Origin of the sequence: Paenibacillus sp. V4I5, from assembly GCF_030817255.1 — a bacterium.
In the GTDB taxonomy this organism is placed as follows: domain Bacteria; phylum Bacillota; class Bacilli; order Paenibacillales; family NBRC-103111; genus Paenibacillus_E.
On record NZ_JAUSZB010000002.1, the window covers coordinates 4006836 to 4029334 of the forward strand.

20 protein-coding genes are annotated in these 22499 nt (G+C 46.7%); 9 read left to right on the forward strand and 11 right to left on the reverse strand.

Features of this window, described 5'->3' with window-relative positions; genetic code table 11:
* Positions 1–32: 32 nt before the first annotated feature.
* The 4 genes from QFZ78_RS20070 to QFZ78_RS20085 all read left to right on the forward strand — a co-directional run bounded on the left by QFZ78_RS20070 (position 33) and on the right by QFZ78_RS20085 (position 3055).
* Entirely contained in the window at positions 33–728 is a 696-nt protein-coding gene (locus QFZ78_RS20070; protein WP_307550229.1) for a response regulator transcription factor, read from the forward strand.
* The gene (locus QFZ78_RS20075) at positions 725–2287 is read left to right on the forward strand and encodes a HAMP domain-containing sensor histidine kinase (RefSeq protein WP_307550230.1); all 1563 of its coding nucleotides are present in this window, start codon (positions 725–727) and stop codon (positions 2285–2287) included. The genes QFZ78_RS20070 and QFZ78_RS20075 overlap by 4 nt, the downstream gene beginning before the upstream one ends.
* A 221-nt stretch (positions 2288–2508) precedes the next feature.
* Positions 2509–2841 (forward strand): winged helix-turn-helix transcriptional regulator, encoded by a 333-nt coding sequence (locus QFZ78_RS20080; RefSeq protein ID WP_307438239.1) that lies wholly within the window; start codon positions 2509–2511, stop codon positions 2839–2841.
* A 55-nt stretch (positions 2842–2896) separates the two neighbouring features.
* Entirely contained in the window at positions 2897–3055 is a 159-nt protein-coding gene (locus tag QFZ78_RS20085) for a hypothetical protein (RefSeq protein ID WP_307556132.1), read from the forward strand.
* Between the two features lie 68 nt (positions 3056–3123).
* Here the strand turns inward: QFZ78_RS20085 and QFZ78_RS20090 are convergent, their stop codons facing one another.
* Both QFZ78_RS20090 and QFZ78_RS20095 read right to left on the reverse strand, forming a co-directional pair.
* Complete coding sequence (locus QFZ78_RS20090; RefSeq protein WP_307550231.1) at positions 3124–5049, reverse strand: ABC transporter permease; 1926 nt, start codon at positions 5047–5049, stop codon at positions 3124–3126.
* A complete protein-coding gene (locus QFZ78_RS20095) occupies positions 5036–5803 on the reverse strand; it encodes an ABC transporter ATP-binding protein (protein WP_307550232.1) in 768 nt (255 codons plus the stop codon). The genes QFZ78_RS20090 and QFZ78_RS20095 overlap by 14 nt, the downstream gene beginning before the upstream one ends.
* Positions 5804–5978: 175 nt before the next feature.
* Here QFZ78_RS20095 and QFZ78_RS20100 point away from each other — a divergent pair, with 175 nt between their 5' ends.
* On the forward strand, positions 5979–6650 hold the full coding sequence (locus QFZ78_RS20100; protein ID WP_307550233.1) for a response regulator transcription factor: 672 nt from the start codon (positions 5979–5981) through the stop codon (positions 6648–6650).
* Positions 6647–7678, forward strand: a complete 1032-nt coding sequence (locus QFZ78_RS20105; RefSeq protein WP_307550234.1) for an ATP-binding protein — start codon at positions 6647–6649, stop codon at positions 7676–7678. The genes QFZ78_RS20100 and QFZ78_RS20105 overlap by 4 nt, the downstream gene beginning before the upstream one ends.
* A 169-nt stretch (positions 7679–7847) precedes the next feature.
* On the opposite strand, the gene QFZ78_RS20110 is transcribed toward QFZ78_RS20105, so the two are convergent.
* Positions 7848–8585: a ThuA domain-containing protein gene (locus QFZ78_RS20110; protein ID WP_047678043.1), complete on the reverse strand. Its 738-nt coding sequence runs from the start codon at positions 8583–8585 to the stop codon at positions 7848–7850.
* Between the two features lie 209 nt (positions 8586–8794).
* On the opposite strand from QFZ78_RS20110, the gene QFZ78_RS20115 reads away from it, so the two are divergent.
* Positions 8795–9736 (forward strand): helix-turn-helix domain-containing protein, encoded by a 942-nt coding sequence (locus QFZ78_RS20115; RefSeq protein ID WP_307550235.1) that lies wholly within the window; start codon positions 8795–8797, stop codon positions 9734–9736.
* 54 nt (positions 9737–9790) lie between these two features.
* On the opposite strand, the gene QFZ78_RS20120 is transcribed toward QFZ78_RS20115, so the two are convergent.
* From QFZ78_RS20120 to QFZ78_RS20130, 3 genes are all read right to left on the reverse strand, one after another.
* A complete protein-coding gene (locus QFZ78_RS20120) occupies positions 9791–10609 on the reverse strand; it encodes an SPL family radical SAM protein (RefSeq protein WP_307550236.1) in 819 nt (272 codons plus the stop codon).
* A gap of 111 nt (positions 10610–10720) precedes the next feature.
* Entirely contained in the window at positions 10721–11401 is a 681-nt protein-coding gene (locus tag QFZ78_RS20125; RefSeq protein WP_307550237.1) for a methylated-DNA--[protein]-cysteine S-methyltransferase, read from the reverse strand.
* A gap of 23 nt (positions 11402–11424) precedes the next feature.
* Entirely contained in the window at positions 11425–11967 is a 543-nt protein-coding gene (locus QFZ78_RS20130) for a bifunctional transcriptional activator/DNA repair enzyme AdaA (protein ID WP_307550238.1), read from the reverse strand.
* Between the two features lie 155 nt (positions 11968–12122).
* Between QFZ78_RS20130 and QFZ78_RS20135 the strand changes: the two genes are divergently transcribed.
* Both QFZ78_RS20135 and QFZ78_RS20140 read left to right on the forward strand, forming a co-directional pair.
* Entirely contained in the window at positions 12123–13073 is a 951-nt protein-coding gene (locus QFZ78_RS20135; RefSeq protein ID WP_307550239.1) for a DNA-3-methyladenine glycosylase family protein, read from the forward strand.
* Between the two features lie 203 nt (positions 13074–13276).
* Positions 13277–13903: a DedA family protein gene (locus QFZ78_RS20140; protein WP_307550240.1), complete on the forward strand. Its 627-nt coding sequence runs from the start codon at positions 13277–13279 to the stop codon at positions 13901–13903.
* A 121-nt stretch (positions 13904–14024) separates the two neighbouring features.
* Here the strand turns inward: QFZ78_RS20140 and QFZ78_RS20145 are convergent, their stop codons facing one another.
* From QFZ78_RS20145 to QFZ78_RS20165, 5 genes are all read right to left on the reverse strand, one after another.
* On the reverse strand, positions 14025–15248 hold the full coding sequence (locus QFZ78_RS20145) for a multidrug effflux MFS transporter (RefSeq protein ID WP_307550241.1): 1224 nt from the start codon (positions 15246–15248) through the stop codon (positions 14025–14027).
* Positions 15249–15525: 277 nt separating this feature from the next.
* A complete protein-coding gene (locus QFZ78_RS20150) occupies positions 15526–15690 on the reverse strand; it encodes a hypothetical protein (protein ID WP_307550242.1) in 165 nt (54 codons plus the stop codon).
* A gap of 619 nt (positions 15691–16309) precedes the next feature.
* On the reverse strand, positions 16310–19882 hold the full coding sequence (locus QFZ78_RS20155; protein ID WP_307550243.1) for an OmpL47-type beta-barrel domain-containing protein: 3573 nt from the start codon (positions 19880–19882) through the stop codon (positions 16310–16312).
* Between the two features lie 564 nt (positions 19883–20446).
* A complete protein-coding gene (locus QFZ78_RS20160; RefSeq protein WP_307550244.1) occupies positions 20447–21892 on the reverse strand; it encodes a DEAD/DEAH box helicase in 1446 nt (481 codons plus the stop codon).
* Between the two features lie 108 nt (positions 21893–22000).
* Positions 22001–22453, reverse strand: a complete 453-nt coding sequence (locus QFZ78_RS20165; RefSeq protein ID WP_307550245.1) for a DUF4362 domain-containing protein — start codon at positions 22451–22453, stop codon at positions 22001–22003.
* Positions 22454–22499 lie beyond the last annotated feature (46 nt).

Here is a 22499-nt window from a genome sequence, read left to right on the forward strand (position 1 = left end):
CCCTATGTAGTTAGGAAAGTAGGAGATTGTAAATGTATCATATCTATCTAGTGGAAGATGAAGAGGATTTAAGAGGCGTGCTGGCCGCATATTTAGAGAAAGAGGGGTGGCAAGTGCGCTCGTTCCCTGACGGAACCTCAGCCCGAGAAGCAATCTCGGAGCGGCCGGACTTGTGGGTCCTCGATATTATGCTGCCCGGCGTGGACGGTTATCAATTGATGCGGGAAATCAAGGCGTATCAACCGATGCAGCCTGTTATCTTTATCTCCGCACGGGATGCAGATATTGATAGGATTATTGGACTGGAGCTAGGAAGTGATGATTATCTAGCCAAGCCTTTTTTACCGCGGGAACTCGTGATTCGCACACGTAAATTGCTTGAACGCGTCTATGGGGAACGGCTCGGCGGATCCCTGACAGCCGCCCAAGAACGCCGCGTGAAACTGACCGTCGGACCCTATCTGATCGATGAGCAAGGCCGCATCGTGACCGACGCCGATGGAACGAATCCGGAGCTTACGTCGAAGGAATTCGAACTGCTGCTTTACCTGGTGAATCACCATGGACAGGTGCTTGAACGTCAGCAGGTGCTTACCGCTGTCTGGGGCATCGATTACTTCGGTACGGATCGCGTCGTTGACGACTTGGTGCGAAGATTACGCCGGAAGCTGCCGGAATTGCGACTTGAAACCGTGTATGGTTACGGATATAGGATGGTGAAAGCATGAGAATGCGTCTGGGAAATTGGCCTCTTGCGGTCAAGCTATGGGGGGCGTTTGCCTCTTTAACACTTTTGATTTTCACACTGCTCGCTATCCTGCTTCCTTGGACACTGAAGGGATTTTTCACTGAGCAGCTGTATGATATTTTACTCGATACACAGAGCGGTCTTCGTGTGGAAAGCAGCAAAGCGGCGACTTTTGCAATCCCTGCTGAGCCAACCATTCAACTCCCGGTTTCTAGTTTTGTCCAGGGTATACCTATGGACAAGCGCATTTTGGTTGTACCGAAAATTGACAATGAAGTAAACAACATCCTTCCTAATTCATCTCTGGCGACACGGGCAACTGCGTCTATTCAAGGGACATTTAGCGGACCAGCGATTCAGCATTTCATGATAAGCGGCACTGCCAGCGATCAAACATGGGGTTCGAGCGCTACCATTAGCGAGCCATTCATGCAGGCTATGGAGCATGATGCCTTCGCACAACAGCTGCCCGTAGAAAAATATACGCGGAATATTGAGAACAAGAGTATCTTCTATGTCATTCGCAAAGAAGGTGATCTAACTAAGCCCAACTTCATCGTCTCGTATGCTTGGGGAAACTATCGCAACGATCTCGTGATGACGATGTTTGGCCGGCTCATGCTGCTGATGGTAGGTCTTATTGTCATTAGCTGGCTCCCCTGTCTGGGAATAGCTCGCTACTTCACACGTCCACTCGTTCAGATGGAGCGTCATGTTGGGCGGATGGCCGAACGTGATTGGCACGAGCCTATCACAACAAGCCGCAAGGATGAGATTGGCCGGCTGGCCAAAGCGATTGAATCCATGCGGCAGCGGTTAGTGCGCCAGGATCGGGCGCAGCAGTTCTTCCTGCAGCACACGTCTCACGAGCTGAAGACGCCTGTGATGGTAATTCGCAGCTATGCGCAATCCATACAAGACGGCGTTTATCCGAAGGGAACCCTCAATGAAAGTGTTGGCGTTATTATGAAAGAGGGCGAGCGGCTGGAGAAACGGATTCGCGACTTGCTGCTGCTGAATAAGCTGAACTATTTGACGGCCCGAGAGAAGCCCTTTCAGCCTTTTGAGATCAATGTTGTCATCGAGGATGTGGTTGAGCGACTGCGGTATCGTCGTCCAGAAATCAAGTGGGAGATGGATCTCGCTCCACATACCACACTAATCGGTGATCAGGAACAGTGGAAAATAGCCTTGGAAAACATGCTAGACAACCAACTCCGCTATGCCAAAAGCTGCATTCGCATCCTGGTCAAATCACAGTCACTCGACAATGCGAATGCGATAAAAGGGCAACCCTCTTTATCTAAGTTTTGCATAAGTAATGATGGCCCGCTTCTTGATCAAACCATCGCGGACAGCCTTTTCGAGCCGTTCCGCTCCGGCGGCGATGGCCAATTCGGACTTGGCCTCGCCATCGTGAAACAAATTATGGATCATCACGGCATGACCGTTCGCGCGGCGAACCAGAGAGATGGCGTATCCTTTTATATCGAGCCAGGGAAGCAAGCGAACAAATCAACCGTTCCCAAAGTTTCATGAGGCAAAAAAGCACAAGCAACAGGGAAACCAATTCCTGCTCGCTGATATCCTCCTAGTTTATAATTGAAGTGAAGGGCCGTACACTTTAACATTTCGACTCTGAGTGCTATTATATTTGTATACGAACTTTTTGATAAGTACGAGCTTTGAAGTAGTATAGATACATTTAAGGTATATAGGTACTATAAAGTACCCTTATTTTCAAAAGGAGGTTTACTACTATGGCCTATAATGTTCCAGTTGAAGCCACACTTGATGTGATCGGTGGTAAATGGAAGGTCGTCATCTTATGTCATTTGGACAAAGGGGACAAACGGACAAGCGAGTTAAAAAGGTTAATGCCCGACATTACACAGAAGATGCTTACCCAACAGTTACGCGAGTTGGAACAAGACGGAATGGTGAAAAGAACAAGTTATGATCAAGTGCCACCAAAAGTGGTCTACTCCTTAACTGATTATGGTTGGTCTTTTAAACCCATTCTCGATGCCATGTGTGCCTGGGGGGAGCATCATATGAAAGAAAAAGATATGGCTCCAATACTAACTCATTAGTTTGATCACTGAGCTAAGATGGTTTACAAGTAACTATTCTCGGGAGGTGTTTGCTTTGAAGATCATGATTTCAGCTTCGGAAGCAATGGAAAAAGGGGTCTGGTCAGAGATACTTCGTCTCTTCGGGAGAGATAAAGATGAGGAGATATGGCCTCAGGAGGTGTTTATTTTAACGGAGGAGCAGGCTCTTAAGTTGAATCTTATAAAGAAATAACTTATAACGGTGCAAAAGAAGACCATCCAATGGGTGGTCTTCTTTTTAGTGTTTCTAGCCTTCATGGATTACCTATTCACAATCCTGTGAAAGGAGCTAACGCACAAAACATAATAGCTCAGATAGATGGCAGCATAAGCAATAATGGAAGTCAGGATGGGAACGATTAAATTGCCTCCGATCAGCTGGATAGTGGTTAGTGCCTTTAGGATCATTACAGTGTGTAGAACTCCGAGGATCAGAGGCAGCATAAACACGAATAACGTCTGTTTGGCTACGGTAGCCCGTATTTCTTTCCTGCTTACGCCAATTTTGCGTAAGATATCGTATCGGTTTTTGTCCGCATGGGCATCGGTCAACTGCTTGAAATAAATCATACAGCCTGTAGCCGCAAGAAACACAAGCGCCAGGAATCCTAACGTGAATATATTCATACCTGCCGATTCCAAACCCTGACGATACTGATAATAGTAGGTGGACATCTCGTTCTTATCGGTTTTCAGCTTTATGAGCGCTTTGGATGTTTCTTTGGTTGTCTGTTGATCATTCACTTTATATGCTTTGTAAGTCACGGATTCGGAGCCTTGGAGCAGTTTGGTATATAAGCTATCACTGACAATAAAGCTTAAGTCAGGAAAGCCCCATGGTAATACTCTTCCCTCTATTAACTTCGAAATAGGTAATGATACATTTCCCCCACCATTCCCAAAAGTAATAAGGTCCCCTTCCACATCGGATACGGAAAAGCTAGCATACTTAGGCTTAATTACTGCAATCTCATTGTCATTAAGCTGGATCTGACCCTCTCGGTTTAAAGCCTCTGAGGTTTGGTTATATGTGTTTGCCGACAATAGCTTAATAGGGACCGCGTTCGCTTGATAGCTGGATGGATGATAATAGAAGTCGGTCAAATCCGCCGTTACCCGAATAATTGGAACATCTAGCTTTTCAGTTATAGGATGCTCTAGATCCTTATGAAGGATCTCGCTTATTTGCTTATCGAAGCTTTCACCTTGTGAGATATGCATGAAGCTGAAAGGTGCTTCCTCTTCAGCTTCTTTCGTAAGCGTATAATAGGCGCCTGAACCTACGGTGACAGCGCACAGCGTTAGCGCGCTTAATAAGGCAATCATCGTGAACATGCGCGTATTTCCTTGGATGCGGTAGAGCAATTGTGAAGTGCTAATGATATTCATGCCCTTGTAATAATGGGACCTGGTCTTCTGAACTAGCTTGAGCAGATAGACAATAGCAGAGCGGAATAGCAAATACGTGCCTACGATAATACTGCCGAGTATGAGTAAGAAGTTTCTCCCCATCTGCGTACCCGTTGTCATGGGTTGGAACACAAGCCAGTACCCGAATGCCAGCAGTAGGACAGCAATAACCGCCGTAAATGCTGATGGTTTAGGCATGTGCTCTCCTTCTTGCTCGGCTTGGAACAACTGAACTAACTGAAACCGATAAATCAGGCGATAGCTATGAATGGACGTCAAGAATATAATAACCGCAAACACAATGACCGTGTTAAGGATGGCATCTGGAGAAATGCGAAAGCTCACCTCGACAGCCGAATCCAGCAGCTTCAGAAACATCATCGCGAATAGTTTGGATAATAAAGTTCCAAGGACGATACCTACGGCAACGGCACCTGCCCCCATTAACATATTTTCGTAAAACAGCATGGTCCCGATCGTTCTTTTCCTCACGCCTAGCAGTGAGTACAAACCCACTTCTTTCTTGCGTTTTTTGGTGAAGAAGGAATTGGAGTACCAAATAAATATGGTAGCGAATAAGATCAGAATAATGGACGCCTGCGAAAATACCGAACGCATACCTTCCCATTTTTGCACATTAGTTGCAATCTCTTCGCTATACCGTAAGGAAACGAACGTGTAGTAAATGACGACGCTGAAGATCATGGAGATAAAATAAATCAAATAATTTTTAATATTACCAAGGACATTTCTTTTGGCTAGGCTAAATAAGGTCACTTGCCCCACCCCCTAGTACCGATAACACATCCATAACCTTGTTGAAAAACTCCTTTCGCGAAGATGATCCCTTCACAAGCTCCGTAAACATTTTGCCATCCTTAATGAAGAGTACCCGAGTGCAGTAGCTGGCCGCGAAGGCATCGTGCGTAACCATCAAAATGGTGGATTTATCTTGAACGTTCAATTGCTGCAAGCTTTCCAGAAGCTCTGTCGCCGACTTCGAATCAAGCGATCCGGTCGGCTCGTCGGCCAATACCAAGCTGGGGTTAGATACGATCGCACGGCAAGCGGCTGTGCGCTGCTTCTGTCCACCGGAGATTTGATACGGATATTTGTCAACGATCGCATGAATGCCGAACTTCTTGCTGATCACGTCTACTCTGCGCTCCAGTTCGTCAACTTTCGTCTTCGCAAGTGCGAGTGGCAACAAAATGTTCTCCTTAACAGTAAGTGTATCCAGTAGATTGAAATCCTGAAAGATGAACCCTAGCTTCTCGCGGCGAAAGGCGGATAGCTGTCCCTCATTCATCTTCATCAAGCTTATTCCGTCAACGACGATATCTCCGGAAGTCGGCTTGTCGATTGTTGCCAGCATATTGAGCAGTGTGGTTTTGCCGGAGCCGGATGGCCCCATAATGCCCACGAACTCACCTTCAACAACGGTCAGATCGATCTCTTGCAGGGCGGTAAACACATTTCCTTTGGCTCCATATACTTTCTTGATTTGCTTCGCTTCAACTATCAATTTCATAGGGGGTTCCTCCAATAAGCGCGATGTAATCTTGATACTCTTATCCTACTACGCTTTGTTCCGACCAACCATCGAAGAAGCTTACATCTCCAATATGCTACCTTACAATTTTGTCACGATTGTGCTAACATTTCTGGTAAATGTTCCTATCATCAGGGGTTTGGAGGAATCGTCCGTGAAAATCATGATCGTAGAAGACGATAGAACGATACGGGATATGGTAGCTGAAGCGTTGGGCCGGTGGGGATTCGAGACGGTCATCGTAGAGCAGTTCGATACGGTACTCCCCTTTTTCATCAAGGAAAATCCGCATCTCATATTAATGGATATAAATCTACCAGCGTTCGACGGCTTCTATTGGTGCCGCCAAATCAGGGAATTATCCAACGTACCCATCCTATTCTTGTCTTCCCGCAATACACCAATGGATATGGTCATGTCTATGAATATGGGAGGAGACGATTTCATCCAGAAGCCGTTCTATACCGATGTTCTAGTAGCAAAAATCAATGCGCTGCTCCGTAGAACCTACTCCTACATGGAGACTAGCGCTAATGTGATGGAACATGATGGCGTTGTCCTTAATTTGAAGGATGGAGACATTGCTTACGGAGATCGGAAAGCTGAGCTGACTAGAAACGAATTCAAAATCTTAACCATCCTTATGCAGCACCAAGGAACGATTGTCAGTCGCGAACAGATGATGCGCGGCCTCTGGGAGGACGAAAGCTTCGTCGATGATAATACATTAACCGTTAATATTACCCGTCTGCGTAAAAAGATCGCCGAGCTTGGCAGGGACGAATTCATTACAACCAAGAAAGGGCAAGGGTATATCATCCCATGAGCTTTGTCCAATACTTGAAGGATAAACGATACTTTTTCGCGGTATACGTTGTGATGATGCTGTTCGTCTCCCTGATCATGTTCGTAAGCGCGAATGGGCAGGATGCCCTCAATGATATCGCGTATACGAATACAGGTTGTTTCTTTTTCGCTGCTTTATATGTAACGATTGGCTACTTCTACCGAAAGTCCTTCTACAAGGAACTCAGTGAATTAGTTGGCAACAAGCAAGAGGATTGGGCAATCGCCGCTATGCCTGAACCTCAAAACACGACGCAAGAACTCTATCTCAATCTGCTGAATCAGCTATATCTCGAACAATCCAATGGGACTCTTAAGCTGCAAGGCGAAATCAAGGATCATCAGGACTTTATTCTATCGTGGATTCATGAAGTAAAGCTGCCTATAGCAGCAAGCCGTCTGATCATGGAGAATCGTGCGGGGAAAACAGCGGAGTATCTCGTCGATAAGCTTGAGGACGAACTTAGCAAAATCGATAGCTCCGTCGAGCAAGCCCTCTACTATTCACGGATCGATTCGTTCTCAAGGGATTACTTCATTACTGACGTTCCGCTGCCGATCATCGTGAAGGAAAGCGTTAAGAAAGTTGCCAAGCTGTTTATTAATAAACGCATACGTCCGAATATGGAAGAGCTGAGTCACTCTGTGAATAGCGACAGTAAGTGGCTCTTCTACATTGTGAACCAGGTCGTTGCAAACTCCTTAACCTATACGGAGGATGGAGGCAGCATAACCTTCCTATCAGAGGAAGACGAACAAGAGAAACGCCTGCTTATCCAAGATACGGGAATCGGTATTAAGTCAGCGGATCTTAGGCGCGTATTCGATAAGGGATTTACGGGTTCAATAGGAAGAACCCATAGTAAATCCACGGGGATGGGACTATATCTGGCTAAGCAGATGGCGCTCAAGCTTGGGCACGATCTATCCATTCAGTCATCGGAGGGCCAAGGGACGACTTTAATCATTCATTTTCCGAAGGTACGGAATTATGATGACTTGCGATGAAACGCTGATAGGGCATATTTCATCCACTTTAGCGGACTGTCGTTCCGTTAAGAACAACACTGCCAAAAAAGGACCTCCACCTAATGGTGGAAGTCCTCGTAGATACGTGTAAACATAGCAAAGCAAAAAAATGCCCCCGATAACTGGGAGCATTCCTATCACATCACATTTAAGCTTTGACTTTTGCTTTGATCTCTTCAAGCGGCTTGTGGTTACCGTATTTCGGATACTCACGTGTGGATGGAGCCGCCCAGTGAACCGCATTGCTGATAACGCGGCGGATTTGCTCATTGTAGTAAGTACGGTAAGTCTCGTGCCCAGGACGGAAGTAGAAAATCTTCCCATTGCCGCGGTTGAATGTGCAACCACTGCGGAAAACTTCGCCGCCTTCGAACCAAGAAACCATGATCAGCTCGTCCGGCTGAGGGATATCAAAGTGCTCACCGTACATTTCCTCTGCTTCAAGATCGATGTACTCGCCGATGCCTTCAACGATTGGATGACCCGGAGCAACAACCCAAAGACGTTCCTTCTCATCAGCTTCACGCCACTTGAGGTCACAAGAAGTGCCCATCAGCTTTTTGAACACTTTGGAGAAGTGTCCGGAATGCAGCACGATAAGTCCCATGCCTTGCCATACACGTTTTTGAACGCGGTCTACGATCTCGTCCTGCACTTCGTTATGCGCCTTATGTCCCCACCAGATGAGGACATCTGTGTTATTCAAGACTTCTTCGGACAAGCCGTGTTCAGCATCATCTAATGTTGCATACGTGACATCAACTGCTCCGCTCAAGCCTTCACCAATTGCCGTATGGATACCATCTGGATACGCTGCGCGTACGACTTCATTTTCTTTTTCATGACGGAACTCGTTCCAAACCGTTACTCTAAGCTTCTGACTCATCTTCTTATTCCCTCCAAGGTAGCGTATTCATTCATACTTTTGAGTATAGTCACTCCCTCGCCGAAAATAAAGGCAAGATCCTGCCTAGTTCTTATTCAATAGTGTCCTTCCCAATCAAACAATGTTATACTCATTACTGATAAACCTTACATTTCACCACTTTTTACGTATTCAAAAATGTCTTTCACAGTAGTGAGGTATACATATCCATGGACCCTTTACATAGCTCTAGCACCTTCACCGAAATTATTAATGAAGAAGTCATTTACCAGAACCCTTTGCTCTTTTTGAAAATTTGGGAAATGAGTTCTGACACCCCGCAATTCGGGCCTCCTACTCCTTGGCGTTGGCATTCACATATGCAAGTTGAATTTCTTGTGGTCATAGAAGGGCAACTCGGCATCCAAACGAAGCACGTTTATACGGTGATGGCGCCTGGAGATGTCATCGTCTTAGGCTCTTCCCAGCCGCATCGTACGTATAAGCACTCTGCGGATGCCTTGCGACAGATCGTTTTTCAGATTGATCTAAAGCAGCATTTTGACCTTAGCACCATGCCCTACCTGCACTGCTTCTCGGAGCTGACTCATCCACTTGAGCAATTTAATGAGCTGTTTCAAGGCAATGCTGCCGTCAAACAAGCTGCTTACAACCTCATCATGCAGATTTACGAAGAGTCGCAATCCCGCAAGATTGGGTACGAGTTGGCAATCAGTGCAGCGATCAAAAATCTCTTACTTTTAATGCTGCGTAATGACAACCGAGATTTCTCGGCTCTTGCCGAGGACTCCGGCATTTCTCGCGTGCGTCCGGCGCTCGACTTTATCGACGAGCATCTGAGCGAACGGATTTCGGTCGAAGACATGTGCAGTGTACTCAATTTGAGCTATCATTACTTTATTAAGTATTTCAAAAAGGTGATGGGGATATCCTTCGTCGATTACGTTAATTACAAGCGGATCAAAAAAGCCGAGCGTCTCCTTTTAACAGGCGACCTCAGCATTATGGAAGTAAGCTTTGAAGTAGGCATACTGAATATGGCGCAGTTCTACAAGCTGTTTAAGCGTCATAACCAATGCTCTCCCAAAGAATTCAAACAACGCATGCGCAGTCAATCAGGGTTGACGCCTTTGCTGGCGCAAGCGGACTAGCGCACTTGCAAAATAGCCTCCACGGGAATCCCGCTGGAGGCTTTGTTATATCCATCAAGGCAGGAAGCCTTGTTGGCTGACAAACACACGCTCCTGCGGGAAATGCCGCAGGAGCTGTTCGCGCACGCGCTCGTACGCATCCCGACTGTACCAGTCTGGCAGCTCCAGCGCGTCATAGATATGGCGCACGCCGATGCGTTCCGTGCGCTTGCCCCCACTGCCATCGCCCATGAAGTAATCGTCGATGCACACCCGATCCACGATGCCCGCAAGCAGCTCGGCGAAATGCTCCGAGCTCGGCAGCGCTGGCGCTATCGTGGCCTGCACCGGAATGCCGTGAGCTGCGAGCTCGCGGAGGGCATTTAACCGCGCCGGGATCGGCGGCGCGGACGGCGTGAACGCTCGGCGTATATCCTCGCGGTCGGTCTCGACCGTCATGCTGACTCTTACGCGTTCGCCGAGCCACTTTAATATATCCGCATCCCGTGTCACAAGCGGGCTGCGGGTCTGAACGAACAAGAAGTCCGGCGGATTTGCGGACATCACCTCAAGGAGCGAACGAGTGATTCGCTCCTTGTATTCGATCGGCTGGTAGGGGTCCGTGGCCGATGACATGAAGATCGTAACCGGCCCTTTGCTCTTCGCTTTGGCCAGCTCCTTCGCCAGAAGCGCGGCCGCATTTTCTTTTACATCGACCCAACCGCCCCATGCATCGCTGCGGAATAATGCGACCGGCATCTGCCGCACGTAACAGTAGGAACAGGCGAAGGAGCAGCCGGTGTAGGGGTTTAACGTGTGTGTATACCCCTTAAGAAAGCCGCTCGCTTTCGTAAGCAGCTGTTTCGCCGTCTTCTGGTTTACGTCAACCTTCATAGTCTCACCTCCACTTTTCCCTTCTTAGAACATATCCTAGTAAACAAAGATATCGTATCATCTTATTTCATTTCATTTCATTTCATCTCATTTATGTGCAGCCATATCCGATCATAATCCTGCTCGCTCCAACAACAGCAGCTTCTCCTTATTCCGAAGTCCACCGCGGTAGCCAGTTAGCGACCCATCCTTCCCGACAACACGATGACACGGCACCACGATGAGCACGGGGTTAGCCCCAATGGCAGTGCCTACGGCTCTAACTGCACTTATTCTATCTAATTCTTGGGCTACCTGTGAATAACTAAACGTTTCCCCATGCGGAATCTCATGGAGAACACGCCACACCGACTGTTGAAACGTAGTACCGCGCAGATCCAATGGCAATGTAAATGCCGTGCGTAGTCCTTTCAAGTACTCCTCTAATTGAAGGATATAGGGCTGCAGCTTCTCTGCATCCTTTACCCAGTTAGGCTCAGGCAGCTGCGAACGAGCCCATTTCACTAATTCCAACCGCGCACCCTCATCTACTCCACCTGCAGGATTTTCCTCATGAAATTGTAAATAGCAAAGCCCCTCATCCGTTGCCGCCATCAAAAAGTTATTCTCCAGCAAACGAACGACTCCCCAGTAGATCGACTTGGTCGGTTTGGCTTGCATCTCTGACTTCGCCCGCTTTGTTTGCGATTCTGACATTGCTCGCTCGGCTTGCATCTCTGGCTTCGCCTGCATGGTTTGCGCCTCTGACATTCCCCGCGTAGTTTGTACCTCGGCCACCCGCATAGTTTGCATCTTCGAACCCTCCTCGGTTATGTTTAGATTGATTTTATTTGACGGAATTCCGTTGGCGAAAAACCGGTCTTTTTTTGAAACATGGTGGCAAAATGTGCCGCATTCGGGATCCCCACTTGAACACCAATCGCATTCACAGGAGCATTCGTCTCGAGTAACAGCCTTTTGGCCGCTTCGATGCGAACTTGTTGAAGATACGTTAGAGGCGTGATTCCCTGCAGGCGTTTGAAAGTCCTTTGCAGATGATAAACGCTCGCATAAAAGTGTTCTGCCAGGATAGTCAGCGTCAGCGGCTCGGCATAATGTTCTTCGATGTGAGCCGCCATAAGCGATACCCATTCTTCATCAGGCAATCTCACGCCGTCTGGTCTGCACCTTTTGCAGGGACGATAATTTTCCAAGAAAGCCGCTTGGCGGTTCCCAAAAATCCGGACATTCTCCTTCTTGGGCAGCCTTGATTTGCAAGACGGCCTGCAGAAGATCCCAGTTGTCGTCACCGCATAATAAAACGTACCATCATAAGCCGCATCATTTGCAACAATCGCTTTCCAAAACCGTTCTTGCATGACTACCGCTCCTCTCAGCTCCATTTCCCTACTAGCTCAGTATACCCAAACCATGCTGCTCTTGTAAGGGAACGGAAATGAGAAAGCAAGATTACGAAAGCCGCCTTCAGCGATAATAGAGGAAGAAACTTCATCAGATAAGAGGAGAACTTAACATGCCACATCTTCAACCTTTTGACCCTTCTATCCTAAAATGGTGCGAGCAGACGAGCTCCCTCACGCTGCCGCTTCCTGATCATTTTCGATATGAACAAAATCTCGGTTACCTATCCCGATCAACCAATGAATGCTTATTCCATGTGGATAACTTAGCTATTTACAAGCTGCTTCCGTTTGGGGATAACCATGTCCTAATCGCTGTCAACAGTGAGGATAACTCGCGGCTGAGCATTCAGCTAATCCATAGTCTCAACGGTACCCTCACCCCCTCCATTCGTGAAGACGTGGCTCGTTATGTGTGGGAGTGGTTTGACCTTGGCACCGAGCTTACGCCGTTCTACGAGTTGGCCAAGCGCGATCCTCTGCTGAAGCAAGTCACTCAGAACTTTTATGGGCTTCGCCTGATGGGGATTCCAGATCTATTCGAGGCGATGAGCTGGGGCATAATCGGACAGCAAATCAACCTGACTTTTGCCTATACGCTTAAAAGACGTCTTGTTGAAGCCTTTGGCACGCGGCTTGATTGGGAAGGACGAACATACTGGGCATTTCCTACTCCAGAGCGAATCGCCGAGCTCACACCTGATGCCTTGACTACCTTACAGTTCACGGGTAAAAAGGCTGAATACTTAATCGGCGTTGCCAAGTTGATGGCGGAGGGGCTGCTTGTTAAAGAGGAGCTGCTGAGGCGGAACGATTTTGTCGATATAGAGAAAGAGTTGTTAAGTATTCGCGGCATCGGTCCGTGGACGGCCAATTATGTGCTGATGCGCTGCTTGCGGAACCCTGCTGCTTTCCCTCTTGCCGACGTTGGCTTGCACAATGCTCTGAAGCATGTGCTTGGCTTAGAGCAGAAACCGACAATTCCTCATATTCGACAGCTTGCTGAAGGATGGAATGGGTGGGAAGCGTATGCGACTTTTTATTTATGGCGTGAATTATACTAACCGAAATGATGCGATTACATGAGACTACCCTACGGATAACTAGACTAAGGTCCTGACCAAAACTTGACTTTCTGATGGTTCATAGCTTTACTTGAAACAGGTATAATGTTGTGTAAGAAGGTTCTTTCCTGCGTAAATTAGAGATATTCAAGTAAATTTCTACAAAAAATATACGTTTTTTTGTTACAAGGAGAGCATAAGTCATGAAGTTTATGGGACTAATTGAACAGTTATTTGCACAATTTGGCTATTGGGTATTGTTGATCGGTCTGCCATTAGACGCTATTGCGCTTCCGATTCCTCCGGGAAATACGACGATGACGTATACGGGTTTTTTATCTTATAAAGGGGTGCTTAATTGGTTCTTAGCCATGGTCGCGGCCTGGATCGGAACGATGATAGGCATGACGATTACCTATTGGATCGGATATAGACTGGGCACGCCTCTGATCGAACGTTATGGAAAACTTCTGTTTTTGAAGCCCGCACATCTGCAGAAATCTAAAGAATATTACGCGAAGTACGGAAACAAATTGCTGCTTTTCAGTTATTTCATACCGGGAATCAGACAATTTATCTTTTATTTTGTAGGCATCATCCGCGTTCCATACCGAATTTTTGCTTTATACGCCTTCATAGGCTCAGCTCTATGGGTGGTTGTATTTTTCGGAATTGGTTACCTTTTCGGTGATCAGTGGCTTATCATTTTTTTGTGGGTTGAAAAGTTTTTGATTTACACCTTGATTGGGTTGTGCATTGCGGTGGCTATTTTTCTCCTTCTCAAATGGCGTAGTCGTTTGAAAACGGGGCTGCAAAAGCCTCAACGTTGAAACGGCCTAAAGAAAAGTAATATTTCACCTTTTATATCAAACAGAACTCGCCTATGTATACGAAAAAGGTTGCCCCTTCGGTCTTAGTAAGATCGAAAGAGGCAACCTTTATTTGATTTTATTATGCCGCTGCCTTTGTACGGGTGATTAAAATAAAACATAGGATCGCTCCTAATTCCATCACAGCTATGATGATGCCTAACGGAACCGCGGTTTGACTGCCGCCAATACCGACCAGTGGAGCAACTAGGCCTCCTATGATAAAAGATAGCAAACCTAACAATGCTGCTGCGCTGCCTGCTGTTTTCCCTTGATTTTGAAGAGCTAGGGAGGAGGTTGCTACAGAGACAGGTCCTACGCTAGAAACGATGAAGAAAAAAGCAGCCAAAATCGCATATAACCCTGCCCCGATAAGGGTAGAAATGAAAAGTAACAAACCGCCGAAAGCGGCAATAGCCAGTCCACCAGCTAGCAATCGATGATTGCTTACTTTGCCTGCCAGTTTGCCCGTGATTTGACCGGCAATGATGACTCCCAGACCGTTAATCGCGAAGCAAAGACTGAACATTTGCGGGGAAACATCGAAAATATCCTGCAGTACGAACGGGGAACCCGATATATAGGCAAACATGCCGGCAAAAACGAGTCCTTGTGTTAACGCATAGCCCATGAACATACGGTCCGTGAGCAGGCCGCCGAACGTTCGCAGCGTGTTGGTGAGTCCACCTTTGGAACGACGCTCGGGCGGGTGCGTTTCCTTCAAGCCCAACACCGTTGCAAAGAGCATAACCACGCCGATCAGGCTCAAAACAAGAAATACGCCACGCCACGAGGTGAACTGCAAAATTTGTCCACCTACGATTGGAGCAAGTATAGGTGCGGCCCCATTGACCAACATTAAAAGTGCAAAAAATTTCGTCAGCTCCACACCTTCATACATATCACGAACAATCGCACGGGAGATGACGATGCCAGCTGCGCCAGCCATGCCTTGAACGAAACGCAGACCCAGAAATACCCAAATCGTTGGCGAGAACATGCATAGAACCGAGGAAATCGCATAAATAACGAGTCCGATCAGCAGTGGCATTCGCCTTCCGCGCACATCGCTCACCGAACCGGCGATGAGCTGACCGATCGATAGGCCGAGCATGCAGGCGGTTAAACTCATTTGTGCCAGCGAGGTGGTGGTATGAAGATCATTCGCGAGCACAGGCAGCGCAGGTAAGTACATATCGAGCGAGAGCGGGCCGAAAGAAGCCAGTGCACCGAGCACGAGCACGATCCATAAACGGTTTGAACGACTTACAGATAGTCTCGCTTGGGAAGCAATAGGATTAGACATCACGTATCACAAACTTTCATTCGTAGTAAATTTACGCTATCATCGAGATGTGGTTTTGTCTAGTAGGTAACTTTTACAAAGGAGTGCGGACGAAGAACGTCGACATCCTCGCTCGAAATAGATGAGATAGAGCAGAACATTCATATTAAACAGGCATTGAGTTTACTTTCTGATAGAACTATTTAATATCTAAATCCTCTCGAAACTCCAATCACTAGCCCCCGCTAGTGGCATTTCTTTTAATAAAAAAACTCCCCATTTTCATGGGGAGTTCGATTTATGTAGTTTGTTGTGTATCAAAGTTTGATGCTGGGTTACCGTATCCATCGAGCTTTTCGTCACCAATTATATCGACAAACTCTTTTGCTCCTTCTGGTACAGAGAAAATATCCGATGCCTCAACAGTCGTTTCTAGATTTTCTTCAAACATTTCTATATCCATTTTATGCCTCCTTCAAGAATAATATTGATATTATGTACCAACATTTCGCAGAACATACAGTGAATAATTTCAAGGCTCAGGAAAGCCATGTGAGGCCATTGAAATCATCCTCCACGAATCTTCACCAGTCACTCTATCAAACTTGCTATGCGCGGCATCCTCATGTTTGTCACAAGCATGCAGTTCATAGGCAACATTTCCGATTCGAAATGTGGCTGGTTGATCGCAGTAAGAGCATATTACCGTATTTACTATTCCTATTCCTATTCCTATTCCTATTCCTATTCCCATGCCCATTAACACCACCGTTCAATACATCATATAACGACCATGATGCCACCTTCTATGCATTTTTATACATAGAACACAAAAATCCAGCCGACCGTTAAATTGCGAACTAGTGGGGTAAGCCACCCTAGTGCGTACAGCCTACATGAGGAGCCACTCCGAATCAAGAAATCTCTCCCGTCCACCAAACTCAGACGAAAAAGAGCCTCCAACAACTCCACCGGAGTCGTTAAAGGCCCTTTTTCCCGAACGTCATCTCTTACTTCGTTACTTACTTTAACTCTAACTTAGTTACTTACTTCATCTCTTACTTAGCTACTTACTTTGTTACTTACTTCGTTACTTTCACCGTGATCTTCTCGCTCGAAGTGACACCACCCGCATTGACCAATTCACTGCGGTATTCATAGACGCCAATGGCTCTGCCAGCAATCGTCGACACGGCGCTTTGAGCACTTGGAGAAGCTGCATTTAAGCTCTTGGTTTCGATCAATATACCATTTTCGTATAGTCGATACTCGGTAGCGTTGGTGCCCCACCACATGTTCATCGTCACCTTGTAGTTGCCATCTCCATCCCAATTATCTTGAGATAGTACCGGTTTACCTGGCGATGCGTCTGTAATATTGACCACAAGTAGGTTGCTGGTTGTCGTTCCGAAAGAATTAATAAGTTCACTTGTATACGTATAGGTACCGTTCGCTTTGCCTTTCACATCTACTTTAACCACTTGCGCTGCTGGAGACGCGTCTGTCAATTTTTGCGTACTAATGAGTACGCCATTTTCGTACAGCTTGAACAAGAAGCCGTTATTCCCCCACCACATGTTCATCGTGACGGTATAGTTACCATCTTTTAATCCAGTCGCATGACCGCTGTTATCGGACAAAACTGGCTTACCTGGTACCCCAACTGATAACGGCTTTACAACCGTGATAGTTATAGCGTTGGTTTGTACTGTTATTCCATTCAGCGTGACGGCAGCTGTAATTTGTGCAGTACCTTCTGCCAAAGCGCTAACTTTACCTTGTGCATCTACGGTAACTACCGCTCCATTGCTTGTGTTGTAGGAAACTACAGCACCACTAAGATCAGCTGGCGTTCCGTTGCTTAATGTACCAGTAAGGTGAGTAGCCGTCGTTTCACCCGGTTTCAGAGACACCACGTCCGCAGCAAGGGTAGCTTGACTGAACGTAACACTCTCACTCACGTTGAATGTTTGTGTCGACTGCACCAAATTGCCTGCTGCATCCACTACACTGTATTGCACCGTATGTGCACCTAGTGCCAGACTTCCCGCAGCAATGGTTTGACCGCTAGTAATCTCAGTGCCATCCAAAGTCAACGTCTGCGTAGCCACACCGGAGTGTGCATCTGTACTGTTCAAATCAAATCTCAGTGTATCCGCATCTGTCACATCCGCCACAGTGTGACCGGACTCCGTCAAAACAGCCACAGGTGCTGTTTTATCTAATTTCACCTGCAAAGATTTCGCCGCTTCTACATTCCCTGCTGCATCTGTAGAGAAATATCCGATCGTACTCGTTCCTTCGTTTTGAATGACAATGGGTGCAGCGTAAGCAGCCGCAGTCCCACCATTGATACTGTATTCGGTCCCTACTGCACCCGCTGATTCATCCACAGCCGTCAAGGTAACCGTCACATCTTCTTTATACCAGCCCTCGCTATTTGGAGCACCCGACAATGCCGCAGTCGTCACAGGTACTACTGTATCAGCCACTACGGTGAAGTCGCTCAATCCTCTTGGTTTCAGTTGGAATACACCTTTGAAAATGGCAGCGACACCTTTGATATTCACGGTTTGACCTGCCTGGTACGGGAACGTACTTTGTGTTAATCCAGTCCGTGCATCAACCCGAACATGATTGCTTACCGCTCCGCTAACCGCATCAAATTCAAAAGAGCCAGTCGGTGCAGCACTAATGATATTATTGATAGTTACATTGCTGAGCTCAACCAGTTGACCTTGATTCTCGTAAGTTACTGCTGTTACAACCACAGGTGCAGGCACAGCAGCGACCCCGGTTTTGGCAATTTCCACTGGATCCGTCAACTCGAACTCTGTGTTAAATAGCGCTGTCGAAGCCGTCACCTTCACGGTATCTCCAAGATGGAATCCACTCAAGCTCTGGAACACGTACATGCCGCCGGTAGCATCCTGCAAGTAAAAAGATTGCCCGCCAAAAGATCCAGGCTCCGTAGTAACAACGCCTTCCACAGTGACCAATGTACCCACTGATTTACTGCGAGCTTCCGCTACCGTTATCTTCGCCGGAATCGGATTCTCTTCTTCCGGTAACGGTTCAGCCGGAACATTCCCAAGTGTAACAGCTTCGGTCTTCAAGTTTGTTCCGTTTTGACGCAGCCTCAAGTTGGCCGCAGCCGTAGTTCCTGGCTTAATTCGCACTTTCAAATCTTTGGTAGCATGTCCGTTAATATCTGAGGTCACGCTAAACGTAGAGCTGTACCCATATGCAGCAGGCCATGTGCCGTCTGCATTTTGAATCATGGCTATTTGAGTGCCCCCGCTAACCAAATAAATACCCACACTGAACCCCGCTACAGTCGTAGACGCCGGCAAGTTATCCACAACTACCCGCACTGGGAAGTCCACTGCATTGGGGAGTATTGCTTGATGCACAAAGCTGTAAGCTGCACTAGCAGTTGCTGCAGGTCCGCCGTATGAGCCCGGTTTAAATGTACTGCGGTCATACCATTTGTAGCCTGCGTTTGGCGCAGCCCAAGGCTCTGGCTGTGGTTCCGTTGACGCAGCCGGATCTTCAAAAGGCAGCAGCGCCGTCGGTTGATCCAATTGCAAGCCGCTAACCTGGGATAAGCCTGTATAGCTTTCTTTCTTCGAGAGCCAGTTCACCATATTTACAAGCAGCACACTATCATTCTGCTCTTTAAAGCCGTCATAGGTCGTCTTCTTCGCACCCGTATCTTCACGCACATATTTTGGTGTCACGTCTTCAACCGGTGAGGAGTCGCCGATAAATCCAGCCTTGCCTGCACCCGCTTTGGCAACAGCCACATAAGGACCTTCGGCAATACCGCCTCCGTTATATACACCTTGATCCACTGCATTCGCCCAAGCATCGCTCGTTTGAGGCAGGTATACAATCCCCTTCGCCTTTGCCGGGTCAAGAATGGCAAGTGTTGAACCTGCATGCATAGCCACTGTCGAGACACCGCTTGTAATCCCAAAAGCTTGCTCTGGCGCTACAATCTGATTCGCTGTAATATCACCCAATGCGTTATAGCGGAAACGCACTCCGAACTGAGTAGCCAACCAATCCGAACTAGCTACATCCTGCATCGCCGATGAAGCGATTTCTTCTGTATTCATTCCACTGGCTGGGTTCGTCCATGCCCCTCTGCGGTAACCATTGAATACTTCCGAACCGTCCCAACGGTTCTTGTTGCGGTCTGCATTATAGTGATCTCCGATGAAGAAGATACTACCGCCTCCCTGCACGTATTGCTCCATGGCAGCCTGCTCGCTTGTCTTATAAGGAACATTTGCCTCCGCAACGACGAACACATCGTAACCGCTCAAGTCACTCAAAGTAATCGGTGTCGTTTTGCGCAGCTCTTTCACATAATAACCATTATTCGCTAAAGCGTTGGCGAAATCGGAAAAGGCGCCATCAATAACCCAATCGGCCGCTCCAGCGGTTTGTTCATGTGTATTATCGAAAAGCACCTTTTTGCCAGCATTTTCATTCACAACTTTGGCTTCAATGAATGGAGCCGGATCAGTCGGTCCTTCCGCCATAACAGCTTGCCAGCTGCTTGTGGCCAATACTTGAAACGGTAACGCGATTGTTAAGGCAAGTGTTGTTTTCAAAAGTTTTGCTTTCCATCCCGATAGCCTACTCATTACAATTCCTCCTAAGCATTTGCTGAGTCAAAAAATTTCTCCATAAGCAGAGGCTTTATGGACAGACAAGCCCAATAATGCTCCTAAATTTTACCATGATTTAAAAAGAAAAAGTGATATTTTTTTGTAAAGATAAGGAAGTTTGTGCAAGTGTACAATCACTTAAATACTTACCTATGCAAACTTCACTAACACTCAAGCAGGATTGTTCATGAATATCACATTTCTTCACTTGTATCCGCTTTCAATATTTTCTAAGATCAAGTTGAGACCGGAAAGGTCATCCCCTAAACCGCTTCCGCTTCACTTGTACGGGGATGGTGCCTGCTTGTGAATATATTTTGGTAGCCATGAAATTCACCCCATGTCGTGTTTTCTCTAGTCTACCTTGGCGGAGAAGGATAGGTAAGTCAATTAATTGACTCCTCTTTTGAAGGAAACGAGGCTGAATTGTTGTATAACGTACAACTTTCGCTCCACTGTCAGGCTGGCCTCTAATCCCCCCCTTCTCCCTCAAACAACAAAAAATCCGATGAGCCTCAGCGGCTGATCGGATCCTTGATCTTACTTATTCGCTTCATGCACCTTCAGCAGCTTGCCTTTAATCGTCGTATTCTTCATCATTTTGAGCACCAGCGGACCCTTACCATTTAAAATGTCCACATACGACACATTGTCCTGAATCGTAATGATCCCGATATCGTCAGCCGTCACACCTTCAATTTTGGCCAGGGTTCCCACAAAGTCTACCGCCCGAATCTTTTTCTTTTTCCCGCCGTTAAAATAGAGCTTCATGATTCCCTTGTTCAATTGGTCACTTTTATCCCTCTTAATGACAGGCGTCGCCTGCATTTTCTGATCAAAAGCCGGTTGACCAAGTGTAACCTCTTCCGCAGTGGGAGCGTCTTTTCTCGGTATTTCGAACCCCAGATAGCCTTCAATATCAGCTAGAAACTTGTCCTCATTTGGCGTAACAAACGTAATCGCCTTGCCCGTCTTCCCCGCACGACCGGTTCTTCCGATTCGGTGGACATAGCTTTCTTTTTCAAGCGGAAGATCGTAGTTAATGACGTGTGTGATATCCTCCACATCAATCCCTCGCGCCGCGACATCCGTGGCAATTAAGAAACGGAATTCCCCTCTTTTAAAAGCATTCATGACTAGGAATCGATCGTCCTGTATCATGCCACCGTGGATTTTGTCACATGGATAGTCTAGCTGCTCCAACTGTCTATATAAGTAGTCAACATGTTCTTGCGTCCGACAGAAAATGATGCAATTGTCGGGATTCTCCACCACGAAGACATCCTTAAGCACATTAAACTTATCGTTTTCTCGAACCGTTATGATAGCATGCTCAATCTGAACCTTGGAAGCCTCCGGCGTTTGAATTTCAATATCAATAGGTTTACGCATATATCGATGGCATAATTGTTCCACGTCTTTTGGAAGAGTTGCCGAAAATAACATCGTCATGCGATCCGTTGGCAGCTCATCTATAATCGCCCCTACCTGCTCAATAAAGCCCATCCGCAGCATCTCATCCGCTTCATCGATGACTAGATATTTCAGCCGCTCCAGGTCCAGCGTCCCTTTTTGAATATGATCCAGCACGCGGCCCGGCGTCCCAACAACAACATGGCACTTCTGGTGCAGCTCAATCTTTTGCTTCGCGAAAGGCTGCTTCCCATACAGAGCCACCGCTTTAATCCGCTTGAATCTCCCGATATTCGTGATATCCTGCTTTACTTGGTCGGCCAGCTCTCTCGTCGGTGTCAAAATCAGTGCCTGCGGTCTGTTCTCTTCCCACTCCACCAATTCACAAATCGGTATACCGAACGCCGCCGTCTTCCCGCTTCCCGTACGTGACTTCACCGTGAGATCCTTCTCCTGCAGCGCGATAGGAATCACTTCGTTCTGCACATCTGTCGGCTGCTCATATCCTAAACTTTGAAGCGCCCGTACGATATCTTCACTCAAATTGTAATCCGTAAAACTTCTTATACTCACGAATAAACTCCCCTTCTTCTTTCTGTTCTTCCTATATTACTACATCTTGCCTCGGGAACAAAAAAAAGCCCCTAAAAGAGGGCTTATGGGATACAGACCAAGAAATAATTACTGAGCTTTAAACATTAAGTAAATTTCATCTTTATCAGGAGAATGAAAACCAATAATCTCTTTGCAATCCGTTAAGATATATTCAAATCCCTTTGTACTGTCCTCTCTCGTTACACTTCTCTTCTCAATTTTATTGCACGATGTTTTATCTTTCCCTTTTTGGTTTCCACCATGTTTATCTCTTGAGTTATCAAATGTATAGTTAATTTGCTTCCCATCATAATAGAGATCGCTTAATATTGGATCCCCTTCCACTGAGTAACTAGTAATTCGGAGTTTAGATGCTTTCTGCTTTTCAAAATCAGTAATAAAAGAATCAATCTTTTCAAAGTTCATTGGCCCTAGATGACCTACAATAATATCTCCATTATTCTTTGCGTCTTGAAGAGTGTATGAATTACAAGCTGATAGTACTAATACAAAAAGAATAAGACAAACTATTCTCCTCATGGTTTACCTCGGTTCTATATATGCCTTGTCGCGGTTCTTGAAACTT

What these genes read in the sequence shown, in the direction of transcription:
- QFZ78_RS20070 (WP_307550229.1), top strand. Translation starts at nt 33, where the DNA reads ATGTATCATATCTATCTAGTGGAAGATGAAGAGGATTTAAGAGGCGTG.
- QFZ78_RS20075 (WP_307550230.1), top strand. Translation starts at nt 725, where the DNA reads ATGAGAATGCGTCTGGGAAATTGGCCTCTTGCGGTCAAGCTATGGGGG.
- QFZ78_RS20080 (WP_307438239.1), top strand. Translation starts at nt 2,509, where the DNA reads ATGGCCTATAATGTTCCAGTTGAAGCCACACTTGATGTGATCGGTGGT.
- QFZ78_RS20095 (WP_307550232.1), bottom strand. Translation starts at nt 5,803, where the DNA reads ATGAAATTGATAGTTGAAGCGAAGCAAATCAAGAAAGTATATGGAGCC.
- QFZ78_RS20105 (WP_307550234.1), top strand. Translation starts at nt 6,647, where the DNA reads ATGAGCTTTGTCCAATACTTGAAGGATAAACGATACTTTTTCGCGGTA.
- QFZ78_RS20110 (WP_047678043.1), bottom strand. Translation starts at nt 8,585, where the DNA reads ATGAGTCAGAAGCTTAGAGTAACGGTTTGGAACGAGTTCCGTCATGAA.
- QFZ78_RS20115 (WP_307550235.1), top strand. Translation starts at nt 8,795, where the DNA reads ATGGACCCTTTACATAGCTCTAGCACCTTCACCGAAATTATTAATGAA.
- QFZ78_RS20120 (WP_307550236.1), bottom strand. Translation starts at nt 10,609, where the DNA reads ATGAAGGTTGACGTAAACCAGAAGACGGCGAAACAGCTGCTTACGAAA.
- QFZ78_RS20125 (WP_307550237.1), bottom strand. Translation starts at nt 11,401, where the DNA reads ATGCAAACTATGCGGGTGGCCGAGGTACAAACTACGCGGGGAATGTCA.
- QFZ78_RS20130 (WP_307550238.1), bottom strand. Translation starts at nt 11,967, where the DNA reads ATGCAAGAACGGTTTTGGAAAGCGATTGTTGCAAATGATGCGGCTTAT.
- QFZ78_RS20135 (WP_307550239.1), top strand. Translation starts at nt 12,123, where the DNA reads ATGCCACATCTTCAACCTTTTGACCCTTCTATCCTAAAATGGTGCGAG.
- QFZ78_RS20140 (WP_307550240.1), top strand. Translation starts at nt 13,277, where the DNA reads ATGAAGTTTATGGGACTAATTGAACAGTTATTTGCACAATTTGGCTAT.
- QFZ78_RS20145 (WP_307550241.1), bottom strand. Translation starts at nt 15,248, where the DNA reads ATGTCTAATCCTATTGCTTCCCAAGCGAGACTATCTGTAAGTCGTTCA.
- QFZ78_RS20150 (WP_307550242.1), bottom strand. Translation starts at nt 15,690, where the DNA reads ATGGATATAGAAATGTTTGAAGAAAATCTAGAAACGACTGTTGAGGCA.
- QFZ78_RS20155 (WP_307550243.1), bottom strand. Translation starts at nt 19,882, where the DNA reads ATGAGTAGGCTATCGGGATGGAAAGCAAAACTTTTGAAAACAACACTT.
- QFZ78_RS20165 (WP_307550245.1), bottom strand. Translation starts at nt 22,453, where the DNA reads ATGAGGAGAATAGTTTGTCTTATTCTTTTTGTATTAGTACTATCAGCT.